The organism is Ruegeria sp. CDSC021 (assembly GCF_059610845.1).
The window spans coordinates 180,412-206,594 of the sequence record NZ_JBXWOK010000005.1; the positions used below are offsets into that span (position 1 = coordinate 180,412).

Here is a 26,183-nt window from a genome sequence, read left to right on the forward strand (position 1 = left end):
AGTCGTTGCAAATCCGCCAAGGTTTCTCTGCTTCTCGGTTGATCTGTGGGACGAAGTAACACTTGTCCAGTCGCCACTTTTAGGGTCGGAAAATATATATGTCAGAGAGACTTAAGGGAAAAAACGTCCTGGTCACAGCCGCCGCGCAAGGGATCGGACTTGCAAGCGTAATTGCGATGGCAAGAGAGGGTGCGAAAGTCTATGCGACGGATATTAACCCTGGAAATTTAAATTTGATTCGCGATCAGAATCACGAAAATCTCGAAATTTTCGAGATGGATGTGACGAATAATGACAGTATTCATCATGGGGTCGCGCGAGCGAAGCCGGACGTTTTGTTCAACTGCGCCGGGTTCGTGCATCACGGAACGATTCTGGATGCGACCGATGAAGAATGGGACTTCGCCATGGACCTTAATGTGCGCTCAATGGTGCGCACGACAAAGGCTGTATTGCCGGGGATGCTAGAGCGCGGAGGAGGCTCGATAATCAATATGTCTTCCGCACTGGGTTCCATAATCGGTGCGCCAAATCGTTGTGTATATGGAACGACAAAGGCTGCTGTTGTTGGGCTGACTAAATCAGTAGCCGTTGACTTCATAACACAAGGAATTCGGTGCAATTGCATTTGTCCGGGAACAGTCGACAGTCCCAGCTGGCGTGACCGCGTAGATGCGTTGGGAGAGCAACTGGGCAGCAGAGAAGAAGCCCTTGCACAATTTGTGGCGCGTCAGCCTATGGGGCGTGTGGCGAAGGCAGAAGAGATTGCTGCATTGGTCGTCTATCTGGCAAGCGATGAAAGTGCATTCACCACGGGACACACGCACATAATTGACGGGGGATGGTCAGGCCAATGACTAAAATATCAAAAAATGATCTGCGATCTCGCAAGTGGTTCATGAACTCTGAGAACCTTGAGATGACGGCATTGTATTTAGAGAGATACCTGAACTACGGGTTGACCCGCGCAGAACTGCAATCAGGCAAGCCGATCATTGGGATTGCTCAGACCGGCAGTGATTTGAGCCCCTGCAACCGGCATCATATCGAGTTGTCCAAACGCGTTCGCGACGGAATCATCGCCGCCGGGGGAACGTGCATCGAAATACCAGTCCACCCGATACAAGAGACCGGTAAACGGCCAACGGCCTCTCTCGACCGCAATCTAGCTTATCTGTCCCTCGTTGAGAGTCTATTCGGGTACCCGATTGATGGCGTTGTTCTGAACATTGGTTGCGACAAGACAACGCCCGCTCTTCTTATGGCCGCTGCGACCGTCAACATCCCAGCGATTGCGCTGTCGGTCGGCCCAATGCTCAACGGCTGGTGGAAAGGTGAGCGCGCCGGATCAGGAACGGTTATTTGGAAAGCGCGCGAAGACCTTGCGGCTGATGAAATCGACACCGATGAGTTCATGGAGATCGCAGCCGCCGCGGCACCTTCGGTGGGTTATTGCAATACGATGGGAACAGCAACGACCATGAATTCGCTTGCTGAAGCCTTGGGAATGCAATTGCCGGGATCAGCAGCCATACCTGCCCCGTATCGAGAGCGCGGTCAAATCAGTTATGAAACGGGTAAACGCATTGTGGACATGGTCTGGGAGGATTTACGCCCCAGCGATGTGATGACACGTCAGGCTTTTGAGAATGCGATTGTCATAAACTCGGCGATTGGCGGATCGACGAACGCGCCGATTCACCTGAATGCAATCGCCCGGCATCTTGGTATTCCATTGAACAACGATGACTGGCAGAAACTTGGCCACGAAGTTCCTCTGTTGGTTAACATGCAGCCTGCGGGCAAATATCTGGGCGAAGATTACCAGCAGGCCGGGGGTGTTCCCGCCGTTGTCGGAGAGCTTCTTGATGCTGGATTGCTGCCGCATCCCGATGCGATAACGGTGAACGGTAAGACGATGGGCAATAACTGCTCGACGCGCCGGTCTCAGAATAGCGACGTAATCAAGCCTGTCAGTAGCCCGGTTAAGCAACAGGCGGGGTTCATCAATCTCTCGGGCAACTTGTTCGAGAGTGCGATTATGAAGACATCTGTGATCTCACAGGCATTTCGAGAGACCTACCTGTCGAACCCGGATGATCCTAATGCATTCGAGGGCAGGGCGGTTGTGTTTGATGGGCCCGAGGATTTTCACCATCGGATCGATGATCCCGCAGAAAAAATAGACGCAAACTGTATTCTGATTATGCGCGGAGCAGGACCAAGAGGGTACCCAGGTGCCGCAGAGGTCGTGAACATGCGACCACCTGCATATTTGTTGAAACAAGGCATCGAAGCCCTTCCTTGCATCGGTGATGGCCGGCAATCCGGCACATCAGGAAGCCCGTCTATCCTGAATGCTTCACCCGAAGCAGCAGAGGGCGGTGGGTTGGCCTTGGTGCGAACTGGCGACCGACTGCGCATCGATCTAGGTAAAGGCACAGCAGATATGCTGGTTTCGCTTGAAGAACTGCATGAACGCGCCCGCGATCTGGAGGCAAAAGGTGGGTATTCAATGCCGCCCAACCAATCCCCGTGGCAGGAAATATTTCGCGAAAAAGTAGATCGGTTGGATCGCGGTATGACGCTCAAAGGTGCAGAAAACTACCGCGATATTGCGCGAGGCTTCATGCCACGCGACAATCACTAAAAGGAAAAGAAATGAAACTAGTTCGTTACGGAGCCGAGGGCTCGGAAAAGCCTGCCCTGGTCGACTCTGAGGGGCATTTGCGGGATCTGTCCGCTCACATCAATGATATCACCGGCGAGATTTTAGATGACGGAACTCTTGATAGTCTGCGCTCATTAGATCCGAGTAACCTGCCAATTGTGGAGGGTGATCCTCGTATCGCACCGTGTGTCGGCGACATCGGTAAATTTCTTTGCATCGGTTTGAACTACTCGGACCATGCTGCAGAAACCGGCGCAGATATTCCCGAGCATCCGATCCTTTTTTTCAAGGCTAACTCAGCGGTCATTGGGGCATATGACGAGGTTGTCATGCCGCGGGGATCTACACACACCGACTGGGAATGCGAACTGGGCGTCGTCATAGGCAAAACAGCCAAATACGTTTCCAAGGCCGACGCACTCGAATATGTTGCGGGCTATTGCATCGTAAATGACGTGTCGGAAAGGCATTTTCAAACTCAACTGACCGGTCAATGGACCAAAGGAAAATCGTGCGACACATTTGGCCCTACCGGCCCGTGGCTAGTGACCCGGGATGAGGTGCCTGATCCTCAAAGCCTTGGAATGTCACTGGATGTAAACGGTCAGCGCATGCAAACCGGGAATACTGCTACGATGATCTTTTCCGTTACCGAGATCATAGAGCATCTTAGCCAACTATTCACACTGCACCCCGGTGACGTAATTTCAACTGGAACACCGCCCGGTGTTGGAATGGGGATCAAACCGGAGCCAATTTATCTGAAAAAAGGCGACGTCATGGAGCTTCGCATCGATGGGCTTGGTGTTCAGCGGCAAAAGGTTGGTCAAGATGACTGACTTGTTGCAAATCGGAGGGATCACTGAACGGATGCGAGAGCGCCTGTCCGCAGCGTTCGACATTCATCAATTGGACAATTTCAACGCGGAAAGTGTTACGCATATTGTAACGAACGGACATGATGGTGTTCCCCATGACCTGATGACATCACTCAGTAACCTGAAGATGATCAGTGTCTATGGGGTCGGTTACGACGCTGTCGACGCAAATGCTGCGGTTGAGCGTGGGATTGTTGTTACGCACACACCCAATGTTTTGAACAAAGAAGTCGCAACCACCGCCGTTCTGCTGTTTCTGTCATGTTATCGAGAGCTCATACGTGACGATGATTACGTTCGGTCCGGACGGTGGGAAGTTGAAGGTAATGCCCCTTTGACGCGATCAGCGGACAATCAAAAGATAGGCATTCTTGGTCTTGGTCGCATTGGTCAGGCGATCGTTGATAAGTTGGAGCCGTGGGCCCCCGAAATTTCTTATCACACCCGCAATCAAAAGGATGTCCCGTACCCGTATTTCGACAATTTGGTTGAAATGGCAGAACATGTGGACGTCCTCATATGCATCACGCCCGGCGGTCCTTCGACCAACAAGTTGGTCAACGCTGAGGTGCTGCACGCGTTGGGGGCAGGCGGCACTCTGATAAACGTTAGTCGAGGTTCGATCGTCGACGAAACTGCCCTCATTAATGCATTGCAAAACGGTGAGCTCGGGTGGGCAGGGCTTGATGTTTTCGAGGACGAACCGCGTGTTCCAAAAGCATTGCGCGAGCTGTCCAATGTCGTTCTGCTCCCTCACGCTGGTAGCGCGACTATTGAGACGCGTGCAGCTATGGGTGACCTAACTGTCGACAATCTCCTGCAACACCTTAAGGACGGATCGGTGATCACAGCTGTGCCGGAATGCAGAGATCTGTAAAAGGTCAATCTGAAAAGTGTTTGAGTTTGCTGTTGCGGTTTTCTTTCTGCTGATTACGCCGGGCCCAGGTGTCTTAACAACTGCGGGCATTGGATCAGCATTTGGTTTTCGAGCTGGACTCGCTTTTGTGGCTGGTTTGATGCTGGGCGGGTTCATCAACATGATGTTGGTTGTTTCTGGAGTCGCTGCAGTAGCTTTGGCTATACCGGTACTTAGAACTTTGCTGCTATTTGCCTCTGTCGGGTATTTGGGATTTCTCGCCTGGCGTATTGCAAGCGCTGGCTCAAAGGTCGGGTTTTCCCCCGCGGTCTCGCCACTTGGTTTTGCGAACGGGCTGACACTTCAGTTCATTAATCCCAAGGCTTACGTGGTCGGCACTGCATTGTTTTCAGGGTTTGCCTTTATGCCCGATGCGCCCGTTTGGGAGGTCGTCATAAAAATCGTAGTATTCAATATGATTTGGGTGCCAGTTCACATGATCTGGCTGGGTGCTGGCGCAAAGCTGGGCAGCCTTGATTTAAGTGAGAGTTCACATCAAAGGATCAACTTTGCGATGGCGGCTTCATTGATGGTTGTTGTGGTGATTGCTTTGGCGTCGGCGCTTTAAACGAAACCTGCGTCAGTCGTACCTAGCAGACGGTTGAAAGACACAAATCAAAGTGACGCCGTTATTCCGCCATCAACGTAGAGAGTATGTCCATTGACGAAACTGGATGCAGGGGAGGCAAGGAATATGGCGGCGCCGACAAGTTCTTCTACATTGCCCCAGCGACCGGCTGGGGTGCGTTTCTCAAGCCATGCACTGAACTCTGGGTCAGCAACCAATGCGGCGTTCAAAGGTGTATCGAAATATCCAGGCGCAATGGCATTGCAGTTTAGACCATATTTAGCCCAATCAGTTGCCATTCCCTTTGTAAGGTTGGTCACGGCGCCTTTTGTCGCCGTGTAAGGCGCAATACCCGGTCTTGCTAATGCGGATTGAACCGAAGCAATGTTAATGATCTTGCCTGACTTTCTTTCAATCATGTGCCGTGCCACAGCCTGACCGACGTGAAAGACGGACGCAACATTTGTCTGTAGTAGGCGCTCGAACGCTTCAGCCGGGAAATCCTGTAACTCCGTCCTGTGTTGCATTCCGGCGTTGTTTATCAGGATGTCTATGGGGCCGGCGTACTCTTCAAAGTTGTCCACGGCAGATCGGACACCTTCATGATCGGTTACATCGAACGAAAGTTCACGTACCGAGGCGCCTGTTTCCCTCAACTCGGATGCTGCTGCCGCTAGCTTCGCGGTGTCGCGCCCGTTCAAAACGACCTGAGCACCGGCGGCAGCCAAGCCACGGGCCAACGCAAATCCAATGCCTTGGCTAGAGCCTGTTACTAGTGCGCGTGTTCCCTTTAGGTTGAACATTTCAAGCGTCATGCAAAAACCCCTTGGTTGTCAGCACCGACTATCCGTATCTTTTGGCAATCTGTATAGGGAGTTTGTGCAATGTCTTCGGCCAGTGTTGCTGTTGTTATCCATGCCGCAAAAGATCTGAGGTTGGAAAACCGAGACGTACACGATGTGGGGCCAGACGAAGTCTTGATTGCCATGCGCGCGGGTGGGATTTGCGGATCTGACCTGCATTACTACAACCACGGTGGTTTCGGTGCGATAAAGTTGCGTCAACCGATGGTACTTGGACACGAAGTCGCCGGGGAAATCGTGAAAGTTGGGTCAAGTGTGCAGGGGGTGCACTCAGGTCAACTCGTTGCAGTTTCTCCATCCCGCCCTTGCCAAGCCTGCATTTATTGTCTGAACAGGCAGCAAAACCACTGTCTTGATATGAAGTTCTATGGCAGCGCGATGCCGTTCCCGCATATCCAAGGCGCTTTTCAAAGCAAACTCGTGGCAAAAGCAGGTCAATGTGTTCCGGCAGATGGGTTGAGCCCCGCGCAGGCCGCTATGGCCGAACCTCTGGCGGTCTGTTTGCACGCGATTAAACAAGCTGGGAGCCTCTTAGGTAAAACGGTACTTATCACGGGATGCGGTCCGATCGGCTGCCTCACGATCTTGGCAGCACGTCGTTCAGGGGCGGCCAGAATAGTGGCGACCGATATCTCGGACCAGACCCTCGCTTTGGCGCGTGAATGCGGGGCAGACGATGCCATCAACACTTACGCCGATCCGCAAAAACTGGAGACGTTTGAAAAGGACAAGGGCCAGATTGATGTCCAACTGGAGTGTTCCGGGGCTCAATCTGCTCTGGCTTCTGGAGTCGCATGCTTGCGACCGGGTGGAACATTGGTTCAGCTTGGTCTGGGCGGAGATATGACAGTGCCGATGCAAGCGTTGACTGCAAAAGAGATAGTGCTTCGCGGGTCTTTCCGTTTCCATTCCGAGTTCTCAGTCGCGGTCGAGATGATGAGAAGCGGACTAATAAACGTCGACCAGTTGGTGACGCATTCCTTCGAAGTTGGCGAGGTTGTCACTGCCTTTGAGGTCGCGTCTGATCGAAGCCAATCAATGAAGGTACAGTTAACGTTTCCGGAAAATGACGATGGATAGACGAATGCGTGATACTGCAAAGGCTTATGAAAGAGACGGTTTCGTAGCGCCGCTGGATATCCTGACAGCTTCCGAGGTCCAAACGCTGCGCGATGGTTTTGAGAAAGCAGAGCGCATTCTCAGAGACGACCCGGAGAAACTCAAGCTTCTATATTCTTATCCGGACAGGCTAATACCATCATTCGATGCACTTCTTCGCCATCCGAAGCTGATTGAGGCTGCTTCAACAGTGTTAGGGCCGGACCTCATGGTTTGGAGCGGAGCACTTTTCGTAAAAGAAGCGCGATCATCAAAGATAGTCTCGTGGCACCAAGACTTGACCTATTGGGGTTTGGATGATGCTGAAGAGGTAACCTGTTGGGTTGCGATTTCAGAAGCGTCTGAGCAAAGCGGGTGTATGAGGTTTGTTCCTGGCAGCCATAAAAGCCGTATCGTGCCTCACGTGGACACCTTCAGCGAAAACAACCTGTTGTCACGAGGGCAGGAAATCGCAGTCGATGTGAAGGAAAAAGATGCGGTCGCTGCCGAATTGCGTGCGGGGCAGGCATCCATGCATCACGGGCATCTCTTTCACGCATCAGGGCCCAATAACACAGACGATAGGCGCATTGGTGCGGCGTTGCGTTTCATAAAGCCCTCAATGAAACAGCAAAACGGCGTGAAGACTTTGGTTGCGCTAGTCGCAGGCCGAGATGATTATGGGCATTTTTTAGTTGCGCCCTCCCCTCAGGGTTTTTTGCATGAGAACGATTTCGATTTGTGTCAAAGGGATGCAGATCGCAAGAAACAAATACTCTTCGCGGGAGTGAAGTGACACCCCTGGCAGGTCTTGTCAGAAGAACTTTGCTTGAGCGGGGCAGGGCGGTTGCGTAGTTTTTGCACATGACCAAACCTGCCTCTTTTAAAAACTTCAAGACCAGTCCCGATATCATCCGCCTTGCTGTGATGCTGTATATTCGATTTCCGCTCTCGCTTCGGAATGTCGAAGATCTGCTGCATGAACGAGGCATCGACGTGAACCACGAAACTGTCCGGTATTGGTGGAACAGGTTCGGCCCGATGTTTGCTGCTGAGATAAGGCGGAAGCGAGTCCAGCAACTGCGGGCATTTTCGAAATGGAAGTGGCACGTGGACGAAGTTTTTGTGAAGGTGAATGGCAAAAGGTACTACCTCTGGCGGGCCGTAGATCATGAAGGCGAGGTGCTGGAAGCCGTTGTCACCAAGCGCCGAAACAAAGCTGCAGCACTGAAATTCCTCAGGAAACTGATGAAGCGGCACGGTTGCGCCGAAGAGATCGTCACAGATCGCTTCGCTTCCTACAAGGCTGCGCTCAGAGAAATGGGCGCGCTCAAAAAACAACAGACGGGCAGGTGGCTCAACAACCGCGTCGAGAATTCGCATCTTCCGTTTCGACGACGCGAACGCGCGACGCAACGGTTCAGGCGCATGCGAAGTTTACAGAAATTCGCTGCCGTTCATTCTTCCGTCTAAAACCACTTCAACCAAGAAAGATCGCTCACCAGCCGAGACACCTTCAAGCTGACCCGCGCCGCCGCTCTTAGCGAGTGGCGTCAACTTTGTTCCGGATAAGAATTGCGGATCCCGCGGCACACTGAGACTGGTTCGAATTAGTCTGGCAGCACCGCCACTCATACCTGTCTCACTTCAGTTGTGTTTTCTGACCCGGAATTGAGTCGCAATTCCCGCGAGTTGGCGCATGCGCTTTCAATCAGAGACGGAGCAAACCGCACACTCAGAACGCAATTCAGGCCTCAGTCTCAGTGGCGCATTTTGGCGGGGTCGCTTTGGGAGGGATTTCCCTGATACCCGGCAATTTACAGGGAATTTTCGTGAGATGGGTCTGGAACCCAGAGTTTCTCCTCTCAGAAATGTATGTTTTTCAGAGGTCTATGCTGCAAATTCCCAAAAAGGTGGAGCAGGGAATTGTTCCCACAGATCAAGGAGGGCGAACCCTGTATCTGGGAGGCCGGTTCTTGAGGTGTCAAAAGTCGAACGACATTCCTGTTCGGCCCAATCAATTGCGTGGGTAACGCTGACCAGACGCTTGAGTGTGAGTTCGGGCGGCTAGGTGCTGTCGAGAATCGTGGCCTGAATCTTCGGTGAGAGAAAGGCAGTCAGGTCGCAACTCCCGATGAAGCGAGAGAAATCCTGGACTTGAATGGAGGGGACCGCGTCGCGTTTTGAGGATAGGATGACTGACATCAACTCCCATCGAGCAACATTTTTTTGGATTTCTGAAAACCCTAAGGAGATCGAACCATGCGAGTGAGTGTTTTGACATTCAGCGCGCTTCTTACAGGTTTTACTTCCGTTCAAGCTCATGCTCAGATCGCGGCTGAGGACATCACCAATCTTTTGCTCAGCAACCGGTCTGGAGACTGCGCGGACTATGCTGGAGTATATTCTGCTTCAGTGGAAGACATCACGCGACAACAACAATTTAGGCCCATTGATTTCCGTTTGGCTGCGTGAATCATCGCGCTCAAATGAGCGGTGCACATGTCTGATCGGGCGCACCAAGGGCGGCATGAACACATAGTTGCATGCGGTTTGTGACAGATGAGCCCCTTTGCGCTATTGGTTCAAGCACAATGGCGAATGAAGCCCCTGGGATCTGTCTGTCACTGCCGGATAGGTCAGCAACTACATTAGCGCGAGGGCATTGGTCAGCAGCCCGCCAAATGTCGAATGGTAGCTGGGTGAGCGCGGATATGATGCCGATTGGTTCAGAGAAGCGTTGAAAGACAAAGGGATACGCGCGTGCATCCCAGGCCGCAAACAGCGCAAGACAACTGTCCGATACGACAAGTGCCGCTACAAACGTCGCAATCGGATTGAGATCATGTTTGGCAGATTGAAGGACTGGCGACGCGGTTCGACAGGTGTCTCAAAGTCTTCCTCTCAGAAATCGCTCTCGCCGCTTTGGTCATCTATTCGCTATGTGTCCTGAGCCTAATGCTTCCTATCTCGACCTCCCTTTTGCGTTTAGACGAAGCAACCGCGGCGAGAACGATGGCCAATGATTTTAGGTTGGTTCTTGCAGATGTTGAGGGCTCTCGGTCGTCTTCAATTGAACAAAGAAGCTCCCCCATGGCGCCACGAAACCCGTCGTTGAACCATTGTCCTTCGAGTGCAGGCCGCGCAATGCCATGCGCTGTCTCAAGTGTCACAGATTGCGTCGACAGATCCGGTCCAACTGATGTCAGGCTACCGGTCGTACCTGCAACGTATGTTGTATCGCGAGGCCCAAAGGGAACGCCCCCGTCAAAAACCAGGCTTGCTTGGCCTTGGTCCAAACGAACCAGAGCCTGCGACATCAGAGGCACTTTGTTGGCCTGGCCGCGTGCAGATGTAGCAGCTGCAAAGACGCTTTCTGCTCTATCTCCGACAAGAGACGCAAGAAAGTCGAACCAGTGAATTCCAAAGTCGTAAAGTATCAGCTGGTCGATTTCGTCAAACGGGGTACCTGCAGTCCAGCTGTGATCCCAGTGAATTGAGATATGGGCCGACAGAACATCACCGATCAATCCGGCTGAAACCGCCTCACGCATCCAGGACAGGTGCGGGGCCCAACGACCGTTCTGGTTTACCGCTAGTTTAACGCCTTGATCATCTGCCAGCTTCACAAGGTCATTACCCAGATCGAGGTCGGTAACAAAAGGCTTCTGGCTGAGCACGTGTTTGCCTGCTTGCAGGGCAGCTCTGATGATTGGCACACGATGTTCGGGGTGCAGCGTGACATCGACAACGTCGATCTCGCTATCGGCAAGAAGCGCCTCCCAGTCATCTTCGATGCGTGCAGAGGGGCAGTATTCAGCAGCTTTCTCTTCAGCCTTTGAGCGCGTACGGTTCCAGATTGCGGCGACGTCCCAGCCTGCTGTTCGGTAGGCATCAAGATGGCTTGCAGAAATCCCACCCGTACCAATAACCCCGATCCGGGGTTCATAGCGTCGAGGCATTGGTGGAAGATACTGCAGATCCGGCGCATCGATTTCGTGCAGATGAGCAGATTTTAGTGCGTACTGGTCTGTATTGGCACTGTCTGAGGTCATGCGAGTAATCGAAGTGTTCGTTTTTCATATGCCGAGCGGAGCGCTGTATCGACGATCCGTTGCGCTGTCAGGCAAAGTGCTGGATCCAGTGGCCCTTTGACCGGGACTTCTCTGGATATGCAGTCAAGGACGTACTCAATCGCATTTCGTTCACCTAACGGTAGCGGAGTCACTGGTATCTCGTGCCGGTCAGGTCGTGTGCGGGTTTGAACCGTTATGTGATCGGCATAATCGGGCGATGAAATGGTGCCGTCTGTGCCCACAAAGACGAATCCGCAAGTTGGTTGAGGTTGCGTTGTCCACGGGTCGGTGAAGGTGCCCCAGCGCGTTTCCATTTTTGAGAGCCCGGTTTCATAACGGCAAACGGCAATGGCGTGTTGATCGACCTCAATCCCCGGTGTCTCATCGACTGTGCATGTCACCTCGATCGGCTCCTCGCCCCCCATATACCAGGTTCCAAGCGTCGCGCCGTAGCCAAGGTAATCCAACAGCGACCCACCGCCCGATGCACGCTTATACCACCATGAGTTCGGTTTCTGACGCTCAACCTCGCCCGGGGTGACTTCGACCTTGTCGGCCAGATGGTATAGAGGTCCGCGATTTCCGTCGTAGAAATGCACTTCGTGCAGGTCGCCGATCATCCCGTCATCAATCAACCGTTTGGCCGTCACATGGCTTTCGACCCATCGCAAAGGCCAGTTGATGATCAACTGCTTGTCGGTCCTATCCATTGCAGCCATCATGCGGCGCGCATCATCAGAAGATGCGGCAAAGGGCTTTTCGACAAAAACATGCAGGTCGTAAGAGGCCAGACGTTCGGTATATTCCGCATGCTGAGCCGTTGCCACACAAAGAATTGCCATGTCGTAGGGTCCCGCAGCCATGCATGTGTCGAAGTCGGTAAAGATCCGATCTTTGGGAACGCTGAAGGCCGTTGCCGCTGCCTTCATCTTGTCCCAATCAGGATCGAATATACCGGCGATTTCAGCGTCTGGATGATCGTGCACCATCCGAAGCAAGTCACCCATATGCATGTGATCGAAACTGATGCCGACGATCCGGAATTTGGCCATTGGAAACTCCCTTTAGCGCGTGCCGGTGATCCTGACGTAGAGTGCGGTAACTGCAAGAATGATCAGCCCAAACAGGGCCGTGCGCGCACCTTCCGGCATTTGCATCAATGTTAGCATAGTATCCAGCACACGCAGAATAAGTGCGCCCACAATCGCACCTGCGAAACTGCCACGACCTCCGAAGATTGATGTGCCGCCAATCACCGCCGCAGCGACAGAGGGTAACAATAAGGGGTTGGCAAGGCTCAGCGAAGTTTGACGGATCATGCCGAGATAGAGCAAGCCAGCCAGCGCAGCGATCAAACTTGAAAGCACGTAGAGCCCCAGATAGACCTGCCATGCTCGGACCCCGGACAGCTTAGCGGCCTGCTCATTGGAGCCTAGGGCGAACAGCAGCCGACCAAATCCTGTATAGCGCATCAGCCACAGGATAAAGAGCGCAAACGGGATGAATACAAAAAGGCCATTCGGCATTCCAGCGGTGCGGCCGGTTCCGAGCCAGGCAAGGAAGGCGGGTATTTCGGTGCCAGCATTGATAACGAGGCGTTGATAGACCTGCAGACATCCGGTGGCGATTAACCCCGATCCCAGTGTCATGATCAATGGATGGACCCGGACCAATCCCACACCGATGCCATTTACAACGCCCACAACTAGGCCAGCTGACAGCGCGATCAATACTGCAGGTGTCACGCCCCAAATCGCACTAAGTGTTGCGCAAACGAAGGCTGACACGGTGGCAACTACCCCGACCGAGAGATCAATTCCTGCGGTTAGCATTGTCAGCACCTGACAAGCCGCAAGCATCGCCAATGGAATTGCGAACTTGATCAGGTTGCCAACCCAAAAGGTTGAAATCAGCCCATCCCGACCTGCTCGGACCGGGGTAACGATACCTGGCCGCAATACTTCGAGCACAGCGATCATCAAGACAAGGAAGACCAATAGCGGGATGATCGGGTTGTCGCGCAGATAACGGCCAAAGCGGACCATCGGTGGATCTATGGTGTCCATGCTCATCGGCGGGCTCCTTTTAGTGAAGCCGCCGTGCCCAGCATAACGACGAGAACCATAATCGTGCCTTCGATAATCGTGGTCACGTTTGGATCGACGGCCAGCAATGTCAGGATCGTCCGAATGATCCGCAAAATGAACACCGCGATGATCGGCCCAAGCAGACCGCCTTTGCCACCGCCCAGCACGACACCGCCCAGAACTACGGCCGCGACCGAGGCCATAAGATATGGCCCCGGAACCGGCTCTCCAATCCCGGTCAGCGCAGCGAGGCTTAGACCGCCCATGGCGCAAAACAGCCCGCATAGCGCATAGGCCGTTATCTTTGTTCTTCCCACTGAAACGCCAGAGCGGAAGGCGGCAAGCTCGTCTGATCCGGTGGCGTAAATCGAGAGCCCGAGTTTGGAGCGCCGGATTGGCATCCAGACAACAGCGATGCCAAAGGCAATAATGAGCAGTGCTTTGGGCAGTCCGTTGAACAGAAAGTGACCGCGTATTGCCTGTTCCAGCCAATCTGCAGTCGCGCCGCCCGGTGTCTCTAGGATCAACAGCGCGACGCCTTCCCAGACAAACAGCATGCTGAGTGTCACAACGATGTCTGGCACGCGCGTTACAACGATCAAAAGACCATTGATCAACCCCATCAAAAACCCGACCCCCAACACGATAAACAAAGCCGGTACACCGGCCATGCGTTCCATCAGAACGGCAGCGGTCACGGCGCAGACCGCCATCATGGACGCAACAGACAGGTCGATACCGCCGACGATTACGACGATGGCCATTCCAGCGGTTGCGAAAGCAAAGGGCAGGGCGGCGCGGGCAATACTCTCCAGTCCTGACGCACCGAAAGTCGGCTGTATCAATTTCGTGATGGTCAAAAGGACCATGAGAAGAACCGCTAACCCCATGACCCATGCGTGTTTTCGGATGGCCACGCTCACGCCGCGCCCTCCGTTTCGGTCAGGCCATAGGCCGCACGCATCAGTGTTTGTTCATCCGCGTCAGCGGCATCAATCACATCAACCACGCGACCGTTGAAGATTACGACCGCGCGGTCACAGGCAAGTGGGATTTCTTCCAACTCGGACGTGTAGAATAGAACCGCCGCTCCTTGATCTGCCAACTCACGGACAAGCGGGTAAATCTGGCGTTTTGTGCGCACATCGATGCCACGGGTCGGATCGAATAGAAGCAGGGTTTCGACACCTGTCGCGAGCCAGCGACCAATGGTGACTTTCTGTTGGTTGCCACCTGAAAGCCTTTGCACCTCGCCCTGCGCGCGTGTGTCGATCTGCAGCTTCTCAACCGCGTAAGCGACCCGATCGCGCTCATGCCGCAATTTTATTGGCCCCCAGTTCTTGAACCGGGCTGAAAATGGCAAAGCGATGTTTTCTTTAACTGACCTTTGCGCCAGCAGAGCGTCTGAACGATCGCCCGGAACGAAGGTTATCCCGACTGCAATGGCGTCGGCGGGGTGGGCGAAGTTTACGGGCTTTCCATCAACTTCCATCGATCCTGAAGACAGGCGATCAAAGCCCGCAAGAACCTCAAACAGTTCATCCTGCCCCTGACCCTCAAGCGCGACCACCCCTAGGACCTCGCCGGGGAATAAGTCGAACGAAACATCCGAAAAACTGGGCTCAAAAGCCAGTGACTTAATGGTCAGGCGCGGTGTCTTAGCCTGTGGTTTATTTGCTCGAAGGATCTGACGTGTTCCAATGTCAATCTTCTGACCCAGCATCAATTCGACCACGCGTTCTTCTACGCCGGGTTCAATGTCGAGATCTCCGACAGACATGCCATCCCGCAACACAGTGGCCCGATCGCACAGTTCCGAAATCTCGGTGAAACGGTGAGAAACATAGATCACACCCATCCCGTCATTTGCTTTGCGCCTTACGGTCTTCAATACGCGTTCAACCAGATCCGTCGGCAGCGCCGCGGTCATTTCGTCCAGCAAGAGGACATCTGGTTCAACAGCCAGCGCGCGCGCCAGATCAAGGATGCGCAGTGTAGCAAGTGGCAGGTCGCCAATCATTGCCGATAGTTTCAGACCTTCGATACCAAGTTCTGTAACCCAATTTTGAAACTGATCAACAGGTGTGTCTGTCAGCCGAAGATTGTCGGATACGTCGAGATCAGGTATGAGTGAGGGTTCTTGATAAACCGGCACCAAACCGGAACGGCGCGCCTCGGCGGGGCTTCCGACAAACGCATGTTTGCCTCTGATCAATACCTGTCCAGCGTCGGGTTTAAGGGCACCGGTAATGATCTTGACGAAAGTGGACTTGCCAGCACCATTTGCGCCCATCAAGGCGACGATCTCGCCTTCAGCAACCGTGAGGTGCGCATTGGTCAACGCCCGTACGGCGCCAAAACTTTTGGCCACGTCAGACGCGTCGAGAAGTGGTGTGCTGCTCATGGAAGTCCTTGAATGCCGAGTGGGTTGGTTTTGCCTTCCGCCCAGCTAAAGGCGGAAGGCCAGTCAATTCGGGTCAACCTTCGCCGGGTCCCTTACAGTCGATGATTTGTTCCATCGTGTAGTCGGTCCAGCCGGGAACGGTCACTGATACGGGCCACTCTGGGTCAAGGTTAGGATTCTGAGCCGCTGTGATCGTTTCACGGCCTGCGTCCGTCGCATTCTCCCAAAGCACAGGATCTACAAGAACGGTTTTGTTCTCAGGTGCCTTGCCGTTAAGAATGTCGACAGCCAGAGCAATGCCTGCGCCGCCGACTGAGCCAGGATTTGTCACTGCCGCGCCGTTCAATCCCTCAACCTCGGTCAAGTATTGAACAAAGCCCGCGTTGTCTGCGCCGACGATCGGCACCAAAGGTGCCCCGGATTCGGTGAACGCATCGACGATTACGTTGTCGATGCCGCTGGTCCAGACACCGTCAAACGGGATGCCGGTGGCCAGGTAATCAAAGATCTGTTGCTTACCCTGGTCTTGCTGCCAGCCGGTGAAAACTTCATGCACCACATTGATATCGGGGTGTTCTGCCAACGCGCGTTTAAAGCCGTTGTCGCGGTCAGTATCGGCTGAGACGCCAGCAATGCCTCGCATATAGACAACGTCACCTTTGCCACCGAGCTGTTCAAATAACCACTTGGCGCCAAGATAGGCGTATTCTTCTTGATTGTTCGAAAGAATGTAGGCGCCTTCAGCCGAAACACCGGCATCCACGGCAACAATGACGATATCTTGCGCCATTGCTTTTTCCAGTGCCGAATTCAAAGCATCCGGGTTGGATGGGTTCAGCACGATGGCGTCTACACCCGCTTCGATGAGGTTGTTGATGTCTTCCAGTTGCCCGGCTGAATCAGTGTTGCGATGCGCGACGATCAGGTTTGTCACATCGGCTTCGACCAGAGCTTGGGCACGCATGGCGCAAATCATCTGTTCGCGCCAGCCATTGCCTTGAACGGTGTTGGACACTCCGATTGTGTATTGCTTGTGCCCGTCAGCCATCGCCACAGTTGAAAGAGACGCTGAAACTGCAAGAGCAGCAACACCATAAAGTAGGTTCTTCATTTTAGTTTCCTCCCAGTTTTAGTCATTTCAAATTTGATAATTTCTTCACTTGATGAATGGTGACAGGACATCCCGGGCCAGCAGAAAACCCCGCTTGACCTTTTCGTCAGTCCCTTCGAACAACCTGTCTTCATGTTCGATAATGATCGGACCGTCGTAACCGGCGCGGTACAGGCCGGAAAAGAAACCGGACCAATCCACATCGCCCAGCCCGCAAAGCCGTGGGATTTGCCATCCCATGCCGGTAGACATCACACCGTTGTCATAAAGCCCGTCCTCATCAACCATCACGTCCTTGGCATGGACATGAGCCATGTGAGAACCGAACTCCTTGATGAACCGTGTCTGATCGATGAACTGCCAGATCAGATGTGAAGGATCGAAGTTCATGCCAACCGCATCGCCCCATTCCTCGAATATTCGCCGCCAGATTCTTGGCGAGTAAGCAATGTTGTGACCCCCGGGCCATTCGTCATAGCTGAAGATCATCGGGCAGTTCTCAAAGCACAGACGCACACCAGAGTTTTGTGCATGCTTCACGATCGGATCGAAAATTTCGGTGGCACGCTCCCAGTTCGCGTCGAGATGCAGAGTGCGATCTCCGCCGACGAATGTGTTGACAACTTTGATGCCCATAACACCGGCGGCGGTGATTACTTTGTTAAGATGTCCAATAACTTCAACCCGATGCTCTTCATCGGCGTGGAGCGGATTGGGATAGTACCCCAGACCCGAAATCTCGACCCCCTGATCGCCGAGTTGCCCAACAATTTCAGTGCCCTGATCCGCAGAAAGGCCATCTACGTTGATGTGGCTGGTTCCCGCATAGCGCCGTTGTTCGCCACCTGACGATGGCCAGCAGGCGACCTCCATCGCCGAAAACCCATTGGAACCGGCCCAGGCCGCCACCTCAGTCAATTGAGAGTTTTCGAATGGTGCAGTCAGTAAGCCCAGTTTCATGTCATCGCCCTCAAATCTCGCTCAAATCGACCCAGCGGCTCTCACTCGCCGACTTCACGACTGCATCGCAGAACTGCATCTCGTAGTGGCCGTCCTCAAATGTGGCCCATGTGCTGCCTTGTTGCCGCCCGCCCGCGATGACGTCGGCATAGACCGCCCGGAAAAAGTTGAAGAATGAATCTGCGAACCCTTCGACATGCCCGGGCGGCAAGGTGGCGGCTGCGATCCCCGGACCGTTCATCAAGGTGAAGTCACGCATCAGGGTTTGGTTGGGCGCGTCACGATGCCCAATGAACAGATGATCAGGAGTTTCACTGTCCCAAGCCGCACTGGCATTTGCTCCGGCGATGTCCCATTGCAACGAGTTCTTTCGACCCATGTTCACCTGGGATGTGCTCATCACGGCCCGCGCTCCGTTCTCATATCGGATAAGGATCATCGCAGCATCGTCGGTGTCGATATGCACAGTTTCGGTTTCGCCGGTTCCGCTGGTAAATGTCTCAACCGGGCCAAGAGGTTTCTGGCGTTCCGGAAGGAAGGTTGTCAGCTCAGCAAAGACAGAGGTCGCCTTCAACCCGGTGACGAAGCTGGTCACGTCAACCCAGTGCGTTCCGATGTCACCAACTGATCGCAGCGCGCCGCCCATTTCGCTTTCTAGCCGCCAGTTCCAGTCGCTAGGTTTGGCAAGCCAGTCCTGATGGTAGTGCCCGGTAACAAAACGGATATCACCCAGATCCCCGGCCATTACCATGCCGTGGGCTTGTTGGTTCAGCGGATAAAAGCGAATGTTGTAACAAACCGCTGCAACCTTGCCAGAAGCCTTGGCTAGGTCGACCATCTCGGCGCTTTCTACGGACGTCATGGCAAGTGGTTTCTCGCAGATGACGTGTTTGCCCGCAGCTAGGATCGATTTCACTTGCGGATAGTGTGCGTGGTTAGGGGTCGTTACGTGCACTATATCGATGTTTTCATCCGCCAACAGATCCTCCAGAGAGTCATAAGCCCGGGCTACGCTCATTGCCCGCGCTCGTTCCCTTCCGCGCTCTGGCGATGACCCAAGAACACCTCTTACGTCCACGCCCAGACGCCGAAGTGCCTGAACGTGCACTGTTCCTATGAAGCCAGTCCCGATCACCGCAGCGCGGATTTTTGCGAAGTCACTCATCGTGCACTCCTGTCAAACAACCGAATACCCTCCGTCCACGATCACGCAGGCACCGGTCACAAAGGCTGCCGCATCGGATGCGAGAAACAAGGCTGTTCCAGCAATATCTTCTGGGTGACCCCAGCGTGCCAAGGGTGTGCGTGCTTCTACAGCTGTTGAGAAACTGGCGTCTTTTCGGGCTTTCGCCGATTGCTCGGTCACGATGAACCCGGGCGCGATCGCGTTCACCCGAATACCGTCTTTGGCCCACGCAATCGCCAGTGATTTTGTTAGTTGTTCCACGCCGGCTTTTGACGCGCCATAGGCTGGGTTGAGCGGTGAACCAAAGCGCGCATACATGGAGGCAACATTTATGACGCGCCCTTTCGCAACCGAAAGGGCAGGGTGCAGCGCTTCGGCGCAGCGAAAAGACCCGGTCAGATTTACGTCCAGCACGTGGGAAAAGAACTTAGGTGCCATTTCTTCACCGCGTCGAGTCACCGCCGCACAGTTTACCAAGACGTCAATATGGCCCCGTTCACCTGCAAATTTGTAGACTTCCTCGGTGTTGGTTACATCCAGTTGAATGTAGTCAAACCGGGCAGCGTCCTCTTCGATGCATTGCGGTTCCACACCGGTAATCTCCACTGTGGCACCCGAGTCCTGGAATTCTTTTGCAATAGCGGCACCAATGCCGGCTCGGCTGGCACCGATCACCAGGACCTTTGCCCCGGCAAAGTCGAATGTGACCTTCGAAACCATCAAAGAACCCGGCTTTTGTTGCGTTTGAATTCGGATGCCATCAGTTTCCCTCGTTTGGCGAAATCGTTACTGCAATCGATTACATTTTGGAAAATACCTACTTTCCAAATTGTGTAATCGATTACATAATCGGCATCACATGAGATTCGAGTCAAGCCAGAAATCGACTGCCAAGCAATGAGCAAGATACCCAAACCCGCCACAATACAGGACGTCGCACGTGTTTCGCAGGTGTCGACAGCCACTGTCAGTCGTGTTCTGTCCAATCCTGATCTGGTGTCAAAATCAACACGTGTTGCTGTTTTGGAAGCTATTCGCGAGACGGGATATCGCGTTAATCAGGCAGCCCGAAACCTGCGGATGAAAAGGGCGGGGGCCGTACTGATCCTTGTTCCCAACCTCGGCAAACCTTTCTATTCGGGCATACTTGCCGGTATCAGTGAGGGGTTTGCGGGATCGGACTATGCAGTTCTGATTGCCGATACCGAAAGTAATCCGCTGCAGGAAGAAACTCTTGCCGGGTACTTTCGAGACGGCCGGATAGATGGCGCAATCTCTTTGGATGGTGGCATTCCTTCGACCGCACTTCAGCAATGCGTCACATACGGCGCCGGCGACCGCATAGTATTTTTGTGTGAATGGGTGGAAGGCGAGGCCTTTCCGGTGATTTCCAGCGACAACGCCGAAGGTGCGCGATTGGCGATCAGGCACCTGCATGATTTGGGCCACAAAAAAATCGCGCATGTTACCGGTCCCGACGGGAATGTTCTGACGACCGCTCGGCGTAAGGGCGTGGTCGAAGAACGGACACGCTTGGGGCTTCCAGCGCGGCCCGAGTGGATTATCAGAGGCGACTTTTCGCTGGAATCCGGACATGAGGCCGCCAGACGAATACTTGCGATGGATGAGCGCCCAACGGCGGTGTTCTGCGCTGCGGATATGGTTGCCTTTGGGTTGATTTCTGGGCTGGTCGCGGGTGGGTTGAAGGTGCCCGGTGACATTTCGGTTGTTGGTTTCGACGATATTGAAATGTCAGGATCTTATGTTCCGGCTCTGACAACAATCCGACAGGACCGACACCAACTGGGACGCCGTGCGGCAGAGGTTTTGCTGGGCCAGTTGGCGAACACTGGCAAAGCGCTTCCAATGAAATCAGCGCTTCCCGTAGAGCTTGTAACACGGGCGAGCTCTGCGCCGCCCAATTAGCGAAGTCAAAATTCAGGCGCCTTTGCTATAGTCAACGAAGAAGCGGGTGGCGCTGTGAGCGATGGAGAAAGGGGAAATGAGTAAGTCGACCATACCCATTGGCTCTGAACTCACTGTTCGGGATTATTCCCTGACTGGTGCGAATACGCGTCAAGCGATAGAAAACGGTCTGTCGGCCGCAGAGTGGTACCACAGCGATGTTCCTCGTAAGAAGCTGAAATCGCTTATGAAGCGCAGGGATGCGCCGGCCATTCGTGACACAGTGATCTGGATCGCTTTGCACTTTGTATTTGCGGCTAGCGGGCTGTACTTCTGGGGTAGCTGGCTTTGCGTGCCTTTCTGGTTTGCATACGGTGTCGTGTATGGTTCGGCCTGCGACAGCCGTTGGCACGAATGCGGACACGGAACGGCGTTTCGAACCCGCTGGATGAACGACGTCGTGTACCACATCGCGTCCTTCCAGATTATGCGAAACCCGGTCAATTGGCGCTGGAGCCACGCTCGGCATCACACCGATACACTCATTGTTGGCCGCGATCCGGAAATAGCGTGGATGCACCCGATCAGCCTCGTCCTGAAAGCGCTTGCGTTTGTGGGGATTGTTGAAACGTGGACCTCGCTCAAAGTTCTGACGCGAAATGCGATGGGAAACTTGTCGCAAGAAGAGCGGGATTACATTCCGGAAAGCCAATGGCCCAAAGCGGTCCTTTGGGCGCGGATTCACATTGCAATCTACGTTGCCGTCTTGTTGATTTCATTTGTTTTGCTTGTCTCCGGGGCCGCATGGAAATCCCTGATCCCCATACTCTTAATCGGAGGTCCTCGGGTCTATGGGTGTTGGCATTTTGTAATGACGGGGTTGCTTCAGCATGGAGGGCTTGCGGAGAACGTTCTTGATCACCGTTTAAATTCACGTACACTTTATATGAACCCGATAAGCCGTTGGGTTTACTGGAACATGAATTACCATATTGAGCATCACATGTTCCCGATGGTTCCGTATTACTCTCTTCCAGCGCTTCATGATCTGATCAAGGATGATCTGCCGCCGCCGAATACTTCGATTTGGGACGGCTACAAAGAAATGATGGGTTCTGTCATGAAGCAGCGTGTTGACCCGAGTTACGCCATACGAAAGTCTCTCCCGCCGACGGCCCGCCCATATCGGGAACATTTTCACTTGGCAGTTCCGGAGAGAAACACGGGGTTAGAAATCGGTGATCGAGGAGGAACGTAATGCCTTGGGTTGACGCATGCGCCGTAGACGATGTTGAGGAAGAAGATCTCATTCGTTGGGACCACGACGGTAGAACCTACTTGATTGTTCGCAGTTTGGACAATGAGTTCTATTGCACCGACGGCCTCTGTACACACGAACAAGTGCACTTATCGGACGGTCTGGTGATGGACAATGAGATAGAGTGCCCCAAGCATAATGGGCTATTCGACTATCGCACGGGCAAAGCTTTGAGGGCGCCCGTATGCGAAGATCTTCACACCTACGAAACCAGAGTAGGAAATGGTCGCGTCATGGTATTGGTGGAATGATTTTTTGGGCTAGGAGTGGTTTGTGATCGAGCTGTCCGCAACAGGCATCCGGCTTTCATTCGATTTGCAGTTGGGGTTGATCGAGAGTTTCAGTGTGTACGACGGTAACGCTGAGATTTCACCACTACATCGCGCACCTTGGGTCGGCACAGACGAAGTTATGCCCGAAGGTATAGCTCCTCATTTGGAAAAACTCGGCGGTGATTTCTTCTGCGCCCCATTCGGGTCAACTGAGGGGACATCGCCGCTGCATGGGTGGCCAGCTAACTCTCGTTGGAGACTAGAAGAAAAGACCGACAGCTATTTGCGCGCTGAGCTCGACAGAACGGTCTATGGAGCTAGGCTGCAAAAAGAGATTACACTGCATCCTGAGCATCCATTCGTCTACCAGCGTCACACTTTCATTGGTGGCGACGGCACAATGCCGGTTGCAAATCACGCAAATGTATCCTTGCCCAATGGTGGGATCATCCATACCTCTCGAAAGCAGTGTTGGCGAACGCCTAAGGTTGAACAGGAAGTTGATCCGGCATTAGGCTATTCAGCGCTTAGATATCCGGCTGAAAGCCAAACGTTGGCGTCTTTTCCCGGGAAAGACCGCGAAGTGAATCTGTCAAACTACCCATGGTCTCCACAGAGTGAAGACTTTGTTGTTGGATTGGATTCGCCTGATGAGGAATTGGGTTGGACCGCGGTAACTCGCCCCGTGGAGGGCGACATGTTCCTGTCGCTTAAATCGGCTCAGGCTTTGCCGATGACGATGTTGTGGCATTCGAACGGTGGTCGATACTATGCTCCTTGGTCGAGCCGCCACTTCGCCTGCCTTGGGGTTGAGGAGGGGGCCGCGTCGCCCATCCTGGGAAATGTCGAAAACAGTTTCCCCAACGATCACGGCGTCATTCATCTAAACCCCGATCGCCAAGTTGAGGTTACACATGTCATCGGGGCGCTTCGTTGGTGTAGTGGAGCCAGGGTGATTGCAGTTGAAACTCTGGGAAACCAACTTTTGATCCGAGGTACAGAAAATCAGGAGATTCTTGTGCCATTCGATCCGCAAGCCCTGAACATTTGAACGGGTGGTGCTAAGGGAAATTGGCTTGAGACAGGCAGGGCAGTTTCGTAGCTTCGCTTGATGAAAAAAACGCTCACTTTTTCTCTGCTTCAAAACCAACCCTGAGATCATTCGTCTAGCAGTGATGGTGTACGTTCGATTCTGGTTGAATAGGTTTGGCCCTATCTGTTCCGCAGAAATTAGCCGAAAACGCATAAATCGGATGCGATGTTTCGCGAACTGGTAGCGGCATCTAAATAAGGTTATTGTTGAAGATCAACGGCAAGCAATATCACCTGTGGCGGGTAGCCGACCATGAAGGCGAGGTGCTGGAAATCTATTTCACGAAGCGCCGTGATCGTGTTGCGGCCCTTTTACACTTGAAGAAAGCGATGAAACGATGCGGCCAGTCAGGTTTCGTCGTCACTGACAAGTTGCACTATTACGACGCGGCGATGAAAGTCATAGGAAATGCCTCAAGGCAAGAAACCGACCGTTGGAAGAACAATCTTGCTGAGTATTCACATCTTCCGTCGGCGAAAAGAACGTGCGATGCTCTGCTTCCGGCAAAGGCGGTGTTTGCAAAAGTTTGCCGCAGACGACACTTCCGTCCATAGTCATTTCAATCATGAACGGCAGCTTTACTCACGCGACAAGTTCAAACTCAGTTGAACCGCCGCTCTTTCGGCGTGGAGCCAATTTATTTTCGCCTAATTTTCAGCTTTCTGAGGTAGACTGAGACTGGTTCGAATTTGCCTGACAGCACCGCCACTCAGCCTGTTTCACCAAGCAACCTGCGATTTCTTTCTTCTGCAAACGCGGATTGGCTTCGCTGCAAGAATGTGCGTCGCGCTGCAGATCCTTCGAAATTATTTCCCACGAATAAGGGTCAGTTGCCCTGATTGCGGGCTTCCAACCGTTCAAGGTTCACAACGGTCGACAGCATCAACCTGTCATGGCTCCAGTCGTCTACAGGCTGCAATGACGCAGCGCCTAACGCCAATATCACAGCAAAAGCCACGCTTAAGGCAAAGAACAGAGGGGGCATTGTGGGTTGGATTGCAGGGGCATCTGCCAGGGCAATCACACGTTGACGCAAGACGCGTTTGGCCTTGCCCCCTTTAACCAATGCTACGTTCAATACACGCGGGCTGCCGCGCATTACTGAATTGGAGCAATAGTTCAGCAGGCAGGACGTGTATTCGACCGCGTTGATTTCACGGCGCGAAACGACGGATTGATCACAGGCCAGCTCGCGCAGCCGATCGAATTGAAACTTGAGAATCAGATATGCCGGGTTCCAGAACAGGAACGGCCGCAAAAGCTCGAACCCCAGTTCCCATTCAACATCGGCAGCCCTTACATGTTGCAGCTCGTGTGCAAGGGCAAACCGCATATCGCTGGGGGTGTTGAGCAGATGGCTGGGCAATACCACATGCCTGCGCCACAAACCGCGAACGGCGAAGGGGACTGTGACCCGGTCGGACAGGCGGATATCGACCTTTTCCGAGCTTCGCCACAGATAGCTGGAGCGAACAATGCCTCGGATTGCCAAACCGTCACGGATAATGCGCAGGATGCAGACCGCAGAATAGAGCGCCATTACCACCAAGATTGCCGATATAATCGGGTTTTCTCCTGCAAGGGTCTGTTCGATCCACCTTTGCCGGGTATTGAGCAGGGCCTCGAACTGGGTGGCGGGCATGGCGATATCGCCACGCAGATAGGCGGCAACGGCAAGATCCCCAATGGCGACCCCGCCTTCAACGGAATACATCGCCATGACCAAACCAGCCCCGATTGCCAAAAGGGGGCTGAGCAGTACGCAAAGACACAGAATTTTCAATGCGCGCAGCTGTGCAACAAACCCGTGTCGCATCTGCGTCATTGAAACCACGTATCTTGCCGCGATCCATACAATCGCTGCTAGGGCAAGAACCAGATTCAGTTCGAGAAATGCGTCGAGAACCGGTTTAACCGCTGTCATTTTGCAGTCTCCTCTCTACCAGTGCCCGAATATCCTCAAGATCTGCCTCGCTCAGACCGGCGTCATCTACCAACCGTGCAACCAGCGTGGCTGGTGTGTCATCGAACAAGGTTCGTGACAGGTTCTGCAGTGAGCGCGCCTGATACCTATCCTTTTCCAGAAGCGGCGTATAACTCAGGGTCTTGCCGTTTTTGCGACTTTCTACAAAGCCTTTTTCGTCAAGAATGCGAAGGATTGTGGCCCCTGACGTATAGGCCAGGTTCCGATCTGGTGGCAGCCGGTCCAATACATCACGCACCGAGCCCTGACCCAGAGCCCAGAGTTCGTTCATGAACTCCAGTTCGACCTCGGTCAGCAGGTTTGTCGTCTTTTTCTTTCGCATTGATCCCAGTGCCGTCATTTTACCTGTGCCTGACAGACAAGCATCCTTTGATGGTTTCGCAAAGCTTAAACTTTCCAGAACACGAAAACGCCCCAGCCGATGGACAGGAACAGCGGTGTCCAGACCGGTTGCCCGACTAGCCCTAACCAGGCCAGAAAAATGTAAGCTGCCCCAAGCAATGTGATGAACAGCCGGTCGCCCAATGTGGTGGTCAAGCCCAGAACGCCGCGCCGTTCAATCCCGTCGCGGTATTTGAACCCTTCCAGCAGACCGATCAGCGCGATGGCTGAAAAGATGCCGACAAATACGGCCAGGGTCGCCGGTGTCCACGCCATCCAGAAATCCGGCCACAAGGGCGCGGTCCAGGAAAACTCTTTTTCTTCGGGCTGACCCACACTTCCCCACCCGGCCTGTGCTTGCGCCAAGGCCGAACCGGGGATCAGAAAGGGGATCAAAAGCAGTTTACGCATA

The 26,183-nt window shown here is 53.6% G+C and carries 24 protein-coding genes and 3 pseudogenes; 14 read left to right on the forward strand and 13 right to left on the reverse strand.

Going from position 1 to position 26,183, the window contains the following annotated elements; translation table 11 throughout:
* Window positions 1-98: 98 nt before the first annotated feature.
* From AC2FGB_RS10620 to AC2FGB_RS10640, 5 genes are read left to right on the forward strand one after another with little or no spacing between them, the layout of a single operon-like run.
* Window positions 99-857, forward strand: a complete 759-nt coding sequence (locus AC2FGB_RS10620; protein WP_142634760.1) for an SDR family oxidoreductase — start codon at window positions 99-101, stop codon at window positions 855-857.
* Entirely contained in the window at window positions 854-2,650 is a 1,797-nt protein-coding gene (locus AC2FGB_RS10625; RefSeq protein WP_496689786.1) for an IlvD/Edd family dehydratase, read from the forward strand. Before AC2FGB_RS10620 ends, AC2FGB_RS10625 begins: the two co-directional genes overlap by 4 nt.
* A gap of 11 nt (window positions 2,651-2,661) precedes the next feature.
* Window positions 2,662-3,510, forward strand: a complete 849-nt coding sequence (locus AC2FGB_RS10630) for a fumarylacetoacetate hydrolase family protein (protein ID WP_496693907.1) — start codon at window positions 2,662-2,664, stop codon at window positions 3,508-3,510.
* On the forward strand, window positions 3,503-4,426 hold the full coding sequence (locus AC2FGB_RS10635; protein WP_281994834.1) for a 2-hydroxyacid dehydrogenase: 924 nt from the start codon (window positions 3,503-3,505) through the stop codon (window positions 4,424-4,426). Before AC2FGB_RS10630 ends, AC2FGB_RS10635 begins: the two co-directional genes overlap by 8 nt.
* Before the next feature lie 16 nt (window positions 4,427-4,442).
* Window positions 4,443-5,033: a LysE family translocator gene (locus AC2FGB_RS10640; protein WP_271946164.1), complete on the forward strand. Its 591-nt coding sequence runs from the start codon at window positions 4,443-4,445 to the stop codon at window positions 5,031-5,033.
* A gap of 47 nt (window positions 5,034-5,080) precedes the next feature.
* Here the strand turns inward: AC2FGB_RS10640 and AC2FGB_RS10645 are convergent, their stop codons facing one another.
* Window positions 5,081-5,848 carry an SDR family oxidoreductase gene (locus AC2FGB_RS10645; RefSeq protein ID WP_271946167.1) on the reverse strand — a complete coding sequence of 256 codons (768 nt, stop codon included), beginning with the start codon at window positions 5,846-5,848 and terminating at the stop codon, window positions 5,081-5,083.
* A 69-nt stretch (window positions 5,849-5,917) separates the two neighbouring features.
* Between AC2FGB_RS10645 and AC2FGB_RS10650 the strand changes: the two genes are divergently transcribed.
* The 4 genes and pseudogenes from AC2FGB_RS10650 to AC2FGB_RS10665 form a co-directional block, all read left to right on the forward strand.
* Window positions 5,918-6,976: an L-idonate 5-dehydrogenase gene (locus AC2FGB_RS10650; protein WP_496689789.1), complete on the forward strand. Its 1,059-nt coding sequence runs from the start codon at window positions 5,918-5,920 to the stop codon at window positions 6,974-6,976.
* Window positions 6,977-6,980: 4 nt separating this feature from the next.
* A complete protein-coding gene (locus tag AC2FGB_RS10655) occupies window positions 6,981-7,790 on the forward strand; it encodes a phytanoyl-CoA dioxygenase family protein (RefSeq protein ID WP_246097144.1) in 810 nt (269 codons plus the stop codon).
* A 68-nt stretch (window positions 7,791-7,858) separates the two neighbouring features.
* Window positions 7,859-8,566, forward strand: a pseudogene (locus AC2FGB_RS10660) (IS6 family transposase).
* Window positions 8,567-9,632: 1,066 nt separating this feature from the next.
* Window positions 9,633-9,937, forward strand: a pseudogene (locus tag AC2FGB_RS10665) (transposase); the annotation flags it as partial.
* Here AC2FGB_RS10665 and AC2FGB_RS10670 read toward each other — a convergent pair.
* The 9 genes from AC2FGB_RS10670 to AC2FGB_RS10710 all read right to left on the reverse strand — a co-directional run bounded on the left by AC2FGB_RS10670 (window position 9,928) and on the right by AC2FGB_RS10710 (window position 19,538).
* On the reverse strand, window positions 9,928-11,049 hold the full coding sequence (locus AC2FGB_RS10670) for a Gfo/Idh/MocA family protein (RefSeq protein WP_496689790.1): 1,122 nt from the start codon (window positions 11,047-11,049) through the stop codon (window positions 9,928-9,930). The pseudogene AC2FGB_RS10665 and the gene AC2FGB_RS10670 sit on opposite strands and share 10 nt — an antisense overlap.
* Complete coding sequence (locus AC2FGB_RS10675; RefSeq protein ID WP_496693906.1) at window positions 11,046-12,122, reverse strand: Gfo/Idh/MocA family protein; 1,077 nt, start codon at window positions 12,120-12,122, stop codon at window positions 11,046-11,048. Before AC2FGB_RS10675 ends, AC2FGB_RS10670 begins: the two co-directional genes overlap by 4 nt.
* A 12-nt stretch (window positions 12,123-12,134) precedes the next feature.
* Complete coding sequence (locus AC2FGB_RS10680; protein WP_496690824.1) at window positions 12,135-13,142, reverse strand: ABC transporter permease; 1,008 nt, start codon at window positions 13,140-13,142, stop codon at window positions 12,135-12,137.
* On the reverse strand, window positions 13,139-14,080 hold the full coding sequence (locus tag AC2FGB_RS10685) for an ABC transporter permease (RefSeq protein ID WP_496693905.1): 942 nt from the start codon (window positions 14,078-14,080) through the stop codon (window positions 13,139-13,141). Before AC2FGB_RS10685 ends, AC2FGB_RS10680 begins: the two co-directional genes overlap by 4 nt.
* Window positions 14,077-15,561 carry a sugar ABC transporter ATP-binding protein gene (locus AC2FGB_RS10690; RefSeq protein ID WP_496693904.1) on the reverse strand — a complete coding sequence of 495 codons (1,485 nt, stop codon included), beginning with the start codon at window positions 15,559-15,561 and terminating at the stop codon, window positions 14,077-14,079. Before AC2FGB_RS10690 ends, AC2FGB_RS10685 begins: the two co-directional genes overlap by 4 nt.
* Before the next feature lie 73 nt (window positions 15,562-15,634).
* The gene (locus tag AC2FGB_RS10695; RefSeq protein WP_142634734.1) at window positions 15,635-16,672 is read right to left on the reverse strand and encodes an ABC transporter substrate-binding protein; all 1,038 of its coding nucleotides are present in this window, start codon (window positions 16,670-16,672) and stop codon (window positions 15,635-15,637) included.
* A gap of 45 nt (window positions 16,673-16,717) precedes the next feature.
* The gene (locus AC2FGB_RS10700; protein WP_496693903.1) at window positions 16,718-17,632 is read right to left on the reverse strand and encodes a sugar phosphate isomerase/epimerase family protein; all 915 of its coding nucleotides are present in this window, start codon (window positions 17,630-17,632) and stop codon (window positions 16,718-16,720) included.
* Between the two features lie 10 nt (window positions 17,633-17,642).
* Window positions 17,643-18,797, reverse strand: coding sequence for a Gfo/Idh/MocA family protein (locus tag AC2FGB_RS10705; protein ID WP_496693902.1), 1,155 nt, complete (start codon window positions 18,795-18,797; stop codon window positions 17,643-17,645).
* Window positions 18,798-18,809: 12 nt separating this feature from the next.
* Complete coding sequence (locus AC2FGB_RS10710; protein WP_496693901.1) at window positions 18,810-19,538, reverse strand: SDR family NAD(P)-dependent oxidoreductase; 729 nt, start codon at window positions 19,536-19,538, stop codon at window positions 18,810-18,812.
* A gap of 177 nt (window positions 19,539-19,715) precedes the next feature.
* Between AC2FGB_RS10710 and AC2FGB_RS10715 the strand changes: the two genes are divergently transcribed.
* From AC2FGB_RS10715 to AC2FGB_RS10735, 5 genes and pseudogenes are all read left to right on the forward strand, one after another.
* On the forward strand, window positions 19,716-20,744 hold the full coding sequence (locus tag AC2FGB_RS10715) for a LacI family DNA-binding transcriptional regulator (RefSeq protein WP_281972354.1): 1,029 nt from the start codon (window positions 19,716-19,718) through the stop codon (window positions 20,742-20,744).
* A 76-nt stretch (window positions 20,745-20,820) separates the two neighbouring features.
* Window positions 20,821-21,981, forward strand: coding sequence for a fatty acid desaturase family protein (locus tag AC2FGB_RS10720; protein WP_281994830.1), 1,161 nt, complete (start codon window positions 20,821-20,823; stop codon window positions 21,979-21,981).
* Window positions 21,981-22,292: a MocE family 2Fe-2S type ferredoxin gene (locus tag AC2FGB_RS10725; protein WP_496693900.1), complete on the forward strand. Its 312-nt coding sequence runs from the start codon at window positions 21,981-21,983 to the stop codon at window positions 22,290-22,292. Before AC2FGB_RS10720 ends, AC2FGB_RS10725 begins: the two co-directional genes overlap by 1 nt.
* A 22-nt stretch (window positions 22,293-22,314) precedes the next feature.
* Window positions 22,315-23,364, forward strand: coding sequence for a hypothetical protein (locus AC2FGB_RS10730; RefSeq protein ID WP_282027511.1), 1,050 nt, complete (start codon window positions 22,315-22,317; stop codon window positions 23,362-23,364).
* A gap of 106 nt (window positions 23,365-23,470) precedes the next feature.
* Window positions 23,471-24,015: pseudogene (locus tag AC2FGB_RS10735) on the forward strand (DDE-type integrase/transposase/recombinase).
* Window positions 24,016-24,232: 217 nt separating this feature from the next.
* Here AC2FGB_RS10735 and AC2FGB_RS10740 read toward each other — a convergent pair.
* The 3 genes from AC2FGB_RS10740 to AC2FGB_RS10750 all read right to left on the reverse strand — a co-directional run bounded on the left by AC2FGB_RS10740 (window position 24,233) and on the right by AC2FGB_RS10750 (window position 26,182).
* On the reverse strand, window positions 24,233-25,330 hold the full coding sequence (locus AC2FGB_RS10740; protein WP_281994828.1) for a M56 family metallopeptidase: 1,098 nt from the start codon (window positions 25,328-25,330) through the stop codon (window positions 24,233-24,235).
* The gene (locus AC2FGB_RS10745) at window positions 25,317-25,712 is read right to left on the reverse strand and encodes a BlaI/MecI/CopY family transcriptional regulator (protein ID WP_142634715.1); all 396 of its coding nucleotides are present in this window, start codon (window positions 25,710-25,712) and stop codon (window positions 25,317-25,319) included. Before AC2FGB_RS10745 ends, AC2FGB_RS10740 begins: the two co-directional genes overlap by 14 nt.
* A gap of 65 nt (window positions 25,713-25,777) precedes the next feature.
* On the reverse strand, window positions 25,778-26,182 hold the full coding sequence (locus AC2FGB_RS10750; RefSeq protein ID WP_142634713.1) for a DUF2160 domain-containing protein: 405 nt from the start codon (window positions 26,180-26,182) through the stop codon (window positions 25,778-25,780).
* Between the last annotated feature and the right edge of the window lies 1 nt (window position 26,183).

Coding starts and splice junctions, on each gene's coding strand:
- AC2FGB_RS10625 (WP_496689786.1), top strand. CDS start 854: ATGACTAAAATATCAAAAAATGATCTGCGATCTCGCAAGTGGTTCATG.
- AC2FGB_RS10695 (WP_142634734.1), bottom strand. CDS start 16,672: ATGAAGAACCTACTTTATGGTGTTGCTGCTCTTGCAGTTTCAGCGTCT.
- AC2FGB_RS10750 (WP_142634713.1), bottom strand. CDS start 26,182: ATGCGTAAACTGCTTTTGATCCCCTTTCTGATCCCCGGTTCGGCCTTG.
- AC2FGB_RS10675 (WP_496693906.1), bottom strand. CDS start 12,122: ATGGCCAAATTCCGGATCGTCGGCATCAGTTTCGATCACATGCATATG.
- AC2FGB_RS10645 (WP_271946167.1), bottom strand. CDS start 5,848: ATGACGCTTGAAATGTTCAACCTAAAGGGAACACGCGCACTAGTAACA.
- AC2FGB_RS10715 (WP_281972354.1), top strand. CDS start 19,716: ATGAGCAAGATACCCAAACCCGCCACAATACAGGACGTCGCACGTGTT.
- AC2FGB_RS10620 (WP_142634760.1), top strand. CDS start 99: ATGTCAGAGAGACTTAAGGGAAAAAACGTCCTGGTCACAGCCGCCGCG.
- AC2FGB_RS10650 (WP_496689789.1), top strand. CDS start 5,918: ATGTCTTCGGCCAGTGTTGCTGTTGTTATCCATGCCGCAAAAGATCTG.
- AC2FGB_RS10680 (WP_496690824.1), bottom strand. CDS start 13,142: ATGAGCATGGACACCATAGATCCACCGATGGTCCGCTTTGGCCGTTAT.
- AC2FGB_RS10710 (WP_496693901.1), bottom strand. CDS start 19,538: ATGGTTTCGAAGGTCACATTCGACTTTGCCGGGGCAAAGGTCCTGGTG.
- AC2FGB_RS10670 (WP_496689790.1), bottom strand. CDS start 11,049: ATGACCTCAGACAGTGCCAATACAGACCAGTACGCACTAAAATCTGCT.
- AC2FGB_RS10720 (WP_281994830.1), top strand. CDS start 20,821: ATGAGTAAGTCGACCATACCCATTGGCTCTGAACTCACTGTTCGGGAT.
- AC2FGB_RS10700 (WP_496693903.1), bottom strand. CDS start 17,632: ATGAAACTGGGCTTACTGACTGCACCATTCGAAAACTCTCAATTGACT.
- AC2FGB_RS10705 (WP_496693902.1), bottom strand. CDS start 18,797: ATGAGTGACTTCGCAAAAATCCGCGCTGCGGTGATCGGGACTGGCTTC.
- AC2FGB_RS10635 (WP_281994834.1), top strand. CDS start 3,503: ATGACTGACTTGTTGCAAATCGGAGGGATCACTGAACGGATGCGAGAG.
- AC2FGB_RS10740 (WP_281994828.1), bottom strand. CDS start 25,330: ATGACAGCGGTTAAACCGGTTCTCGACGCATTTCTCGAACTGAATCTG.
- AC2FGB_RS10630 (WP_496693907.1), top strand. CDS start 2,662: ATGAAACTAGTTCGTTACGGAGCCGAGGGCTCGGAAAAGCCTGCCCTG.
- AC2FGB_RS10725 (WP_496693900.1), top strand. CDS start 21,981: ATGCCTTGGGTTGACGCATGCGCCGTAGACGATGTTGAGGAAGAAGAT.
- AC2FGB_RS10745 (WP_142634715.1), bottom strand. CDS start 25,712: ATGCGAAAGAAAAAGACGACAAACCTGCTGACCGAGGTCGAACTGGAG.
- AC2FGB_RS10655 (WP_246097144.1), top strand. CDS start 6,981: ATGCGTGATACTGCAAAGGCTTATGAAAGAGACGGTTTCGTAGCGCCG.
- AC2FGB_RS10690 (WP_496693904.1), bottom strand. CDS start 15,561: ATGAGCAGCACACCACTTCTCGACGCGTCTGACGTGGCCAAAAGTTTT.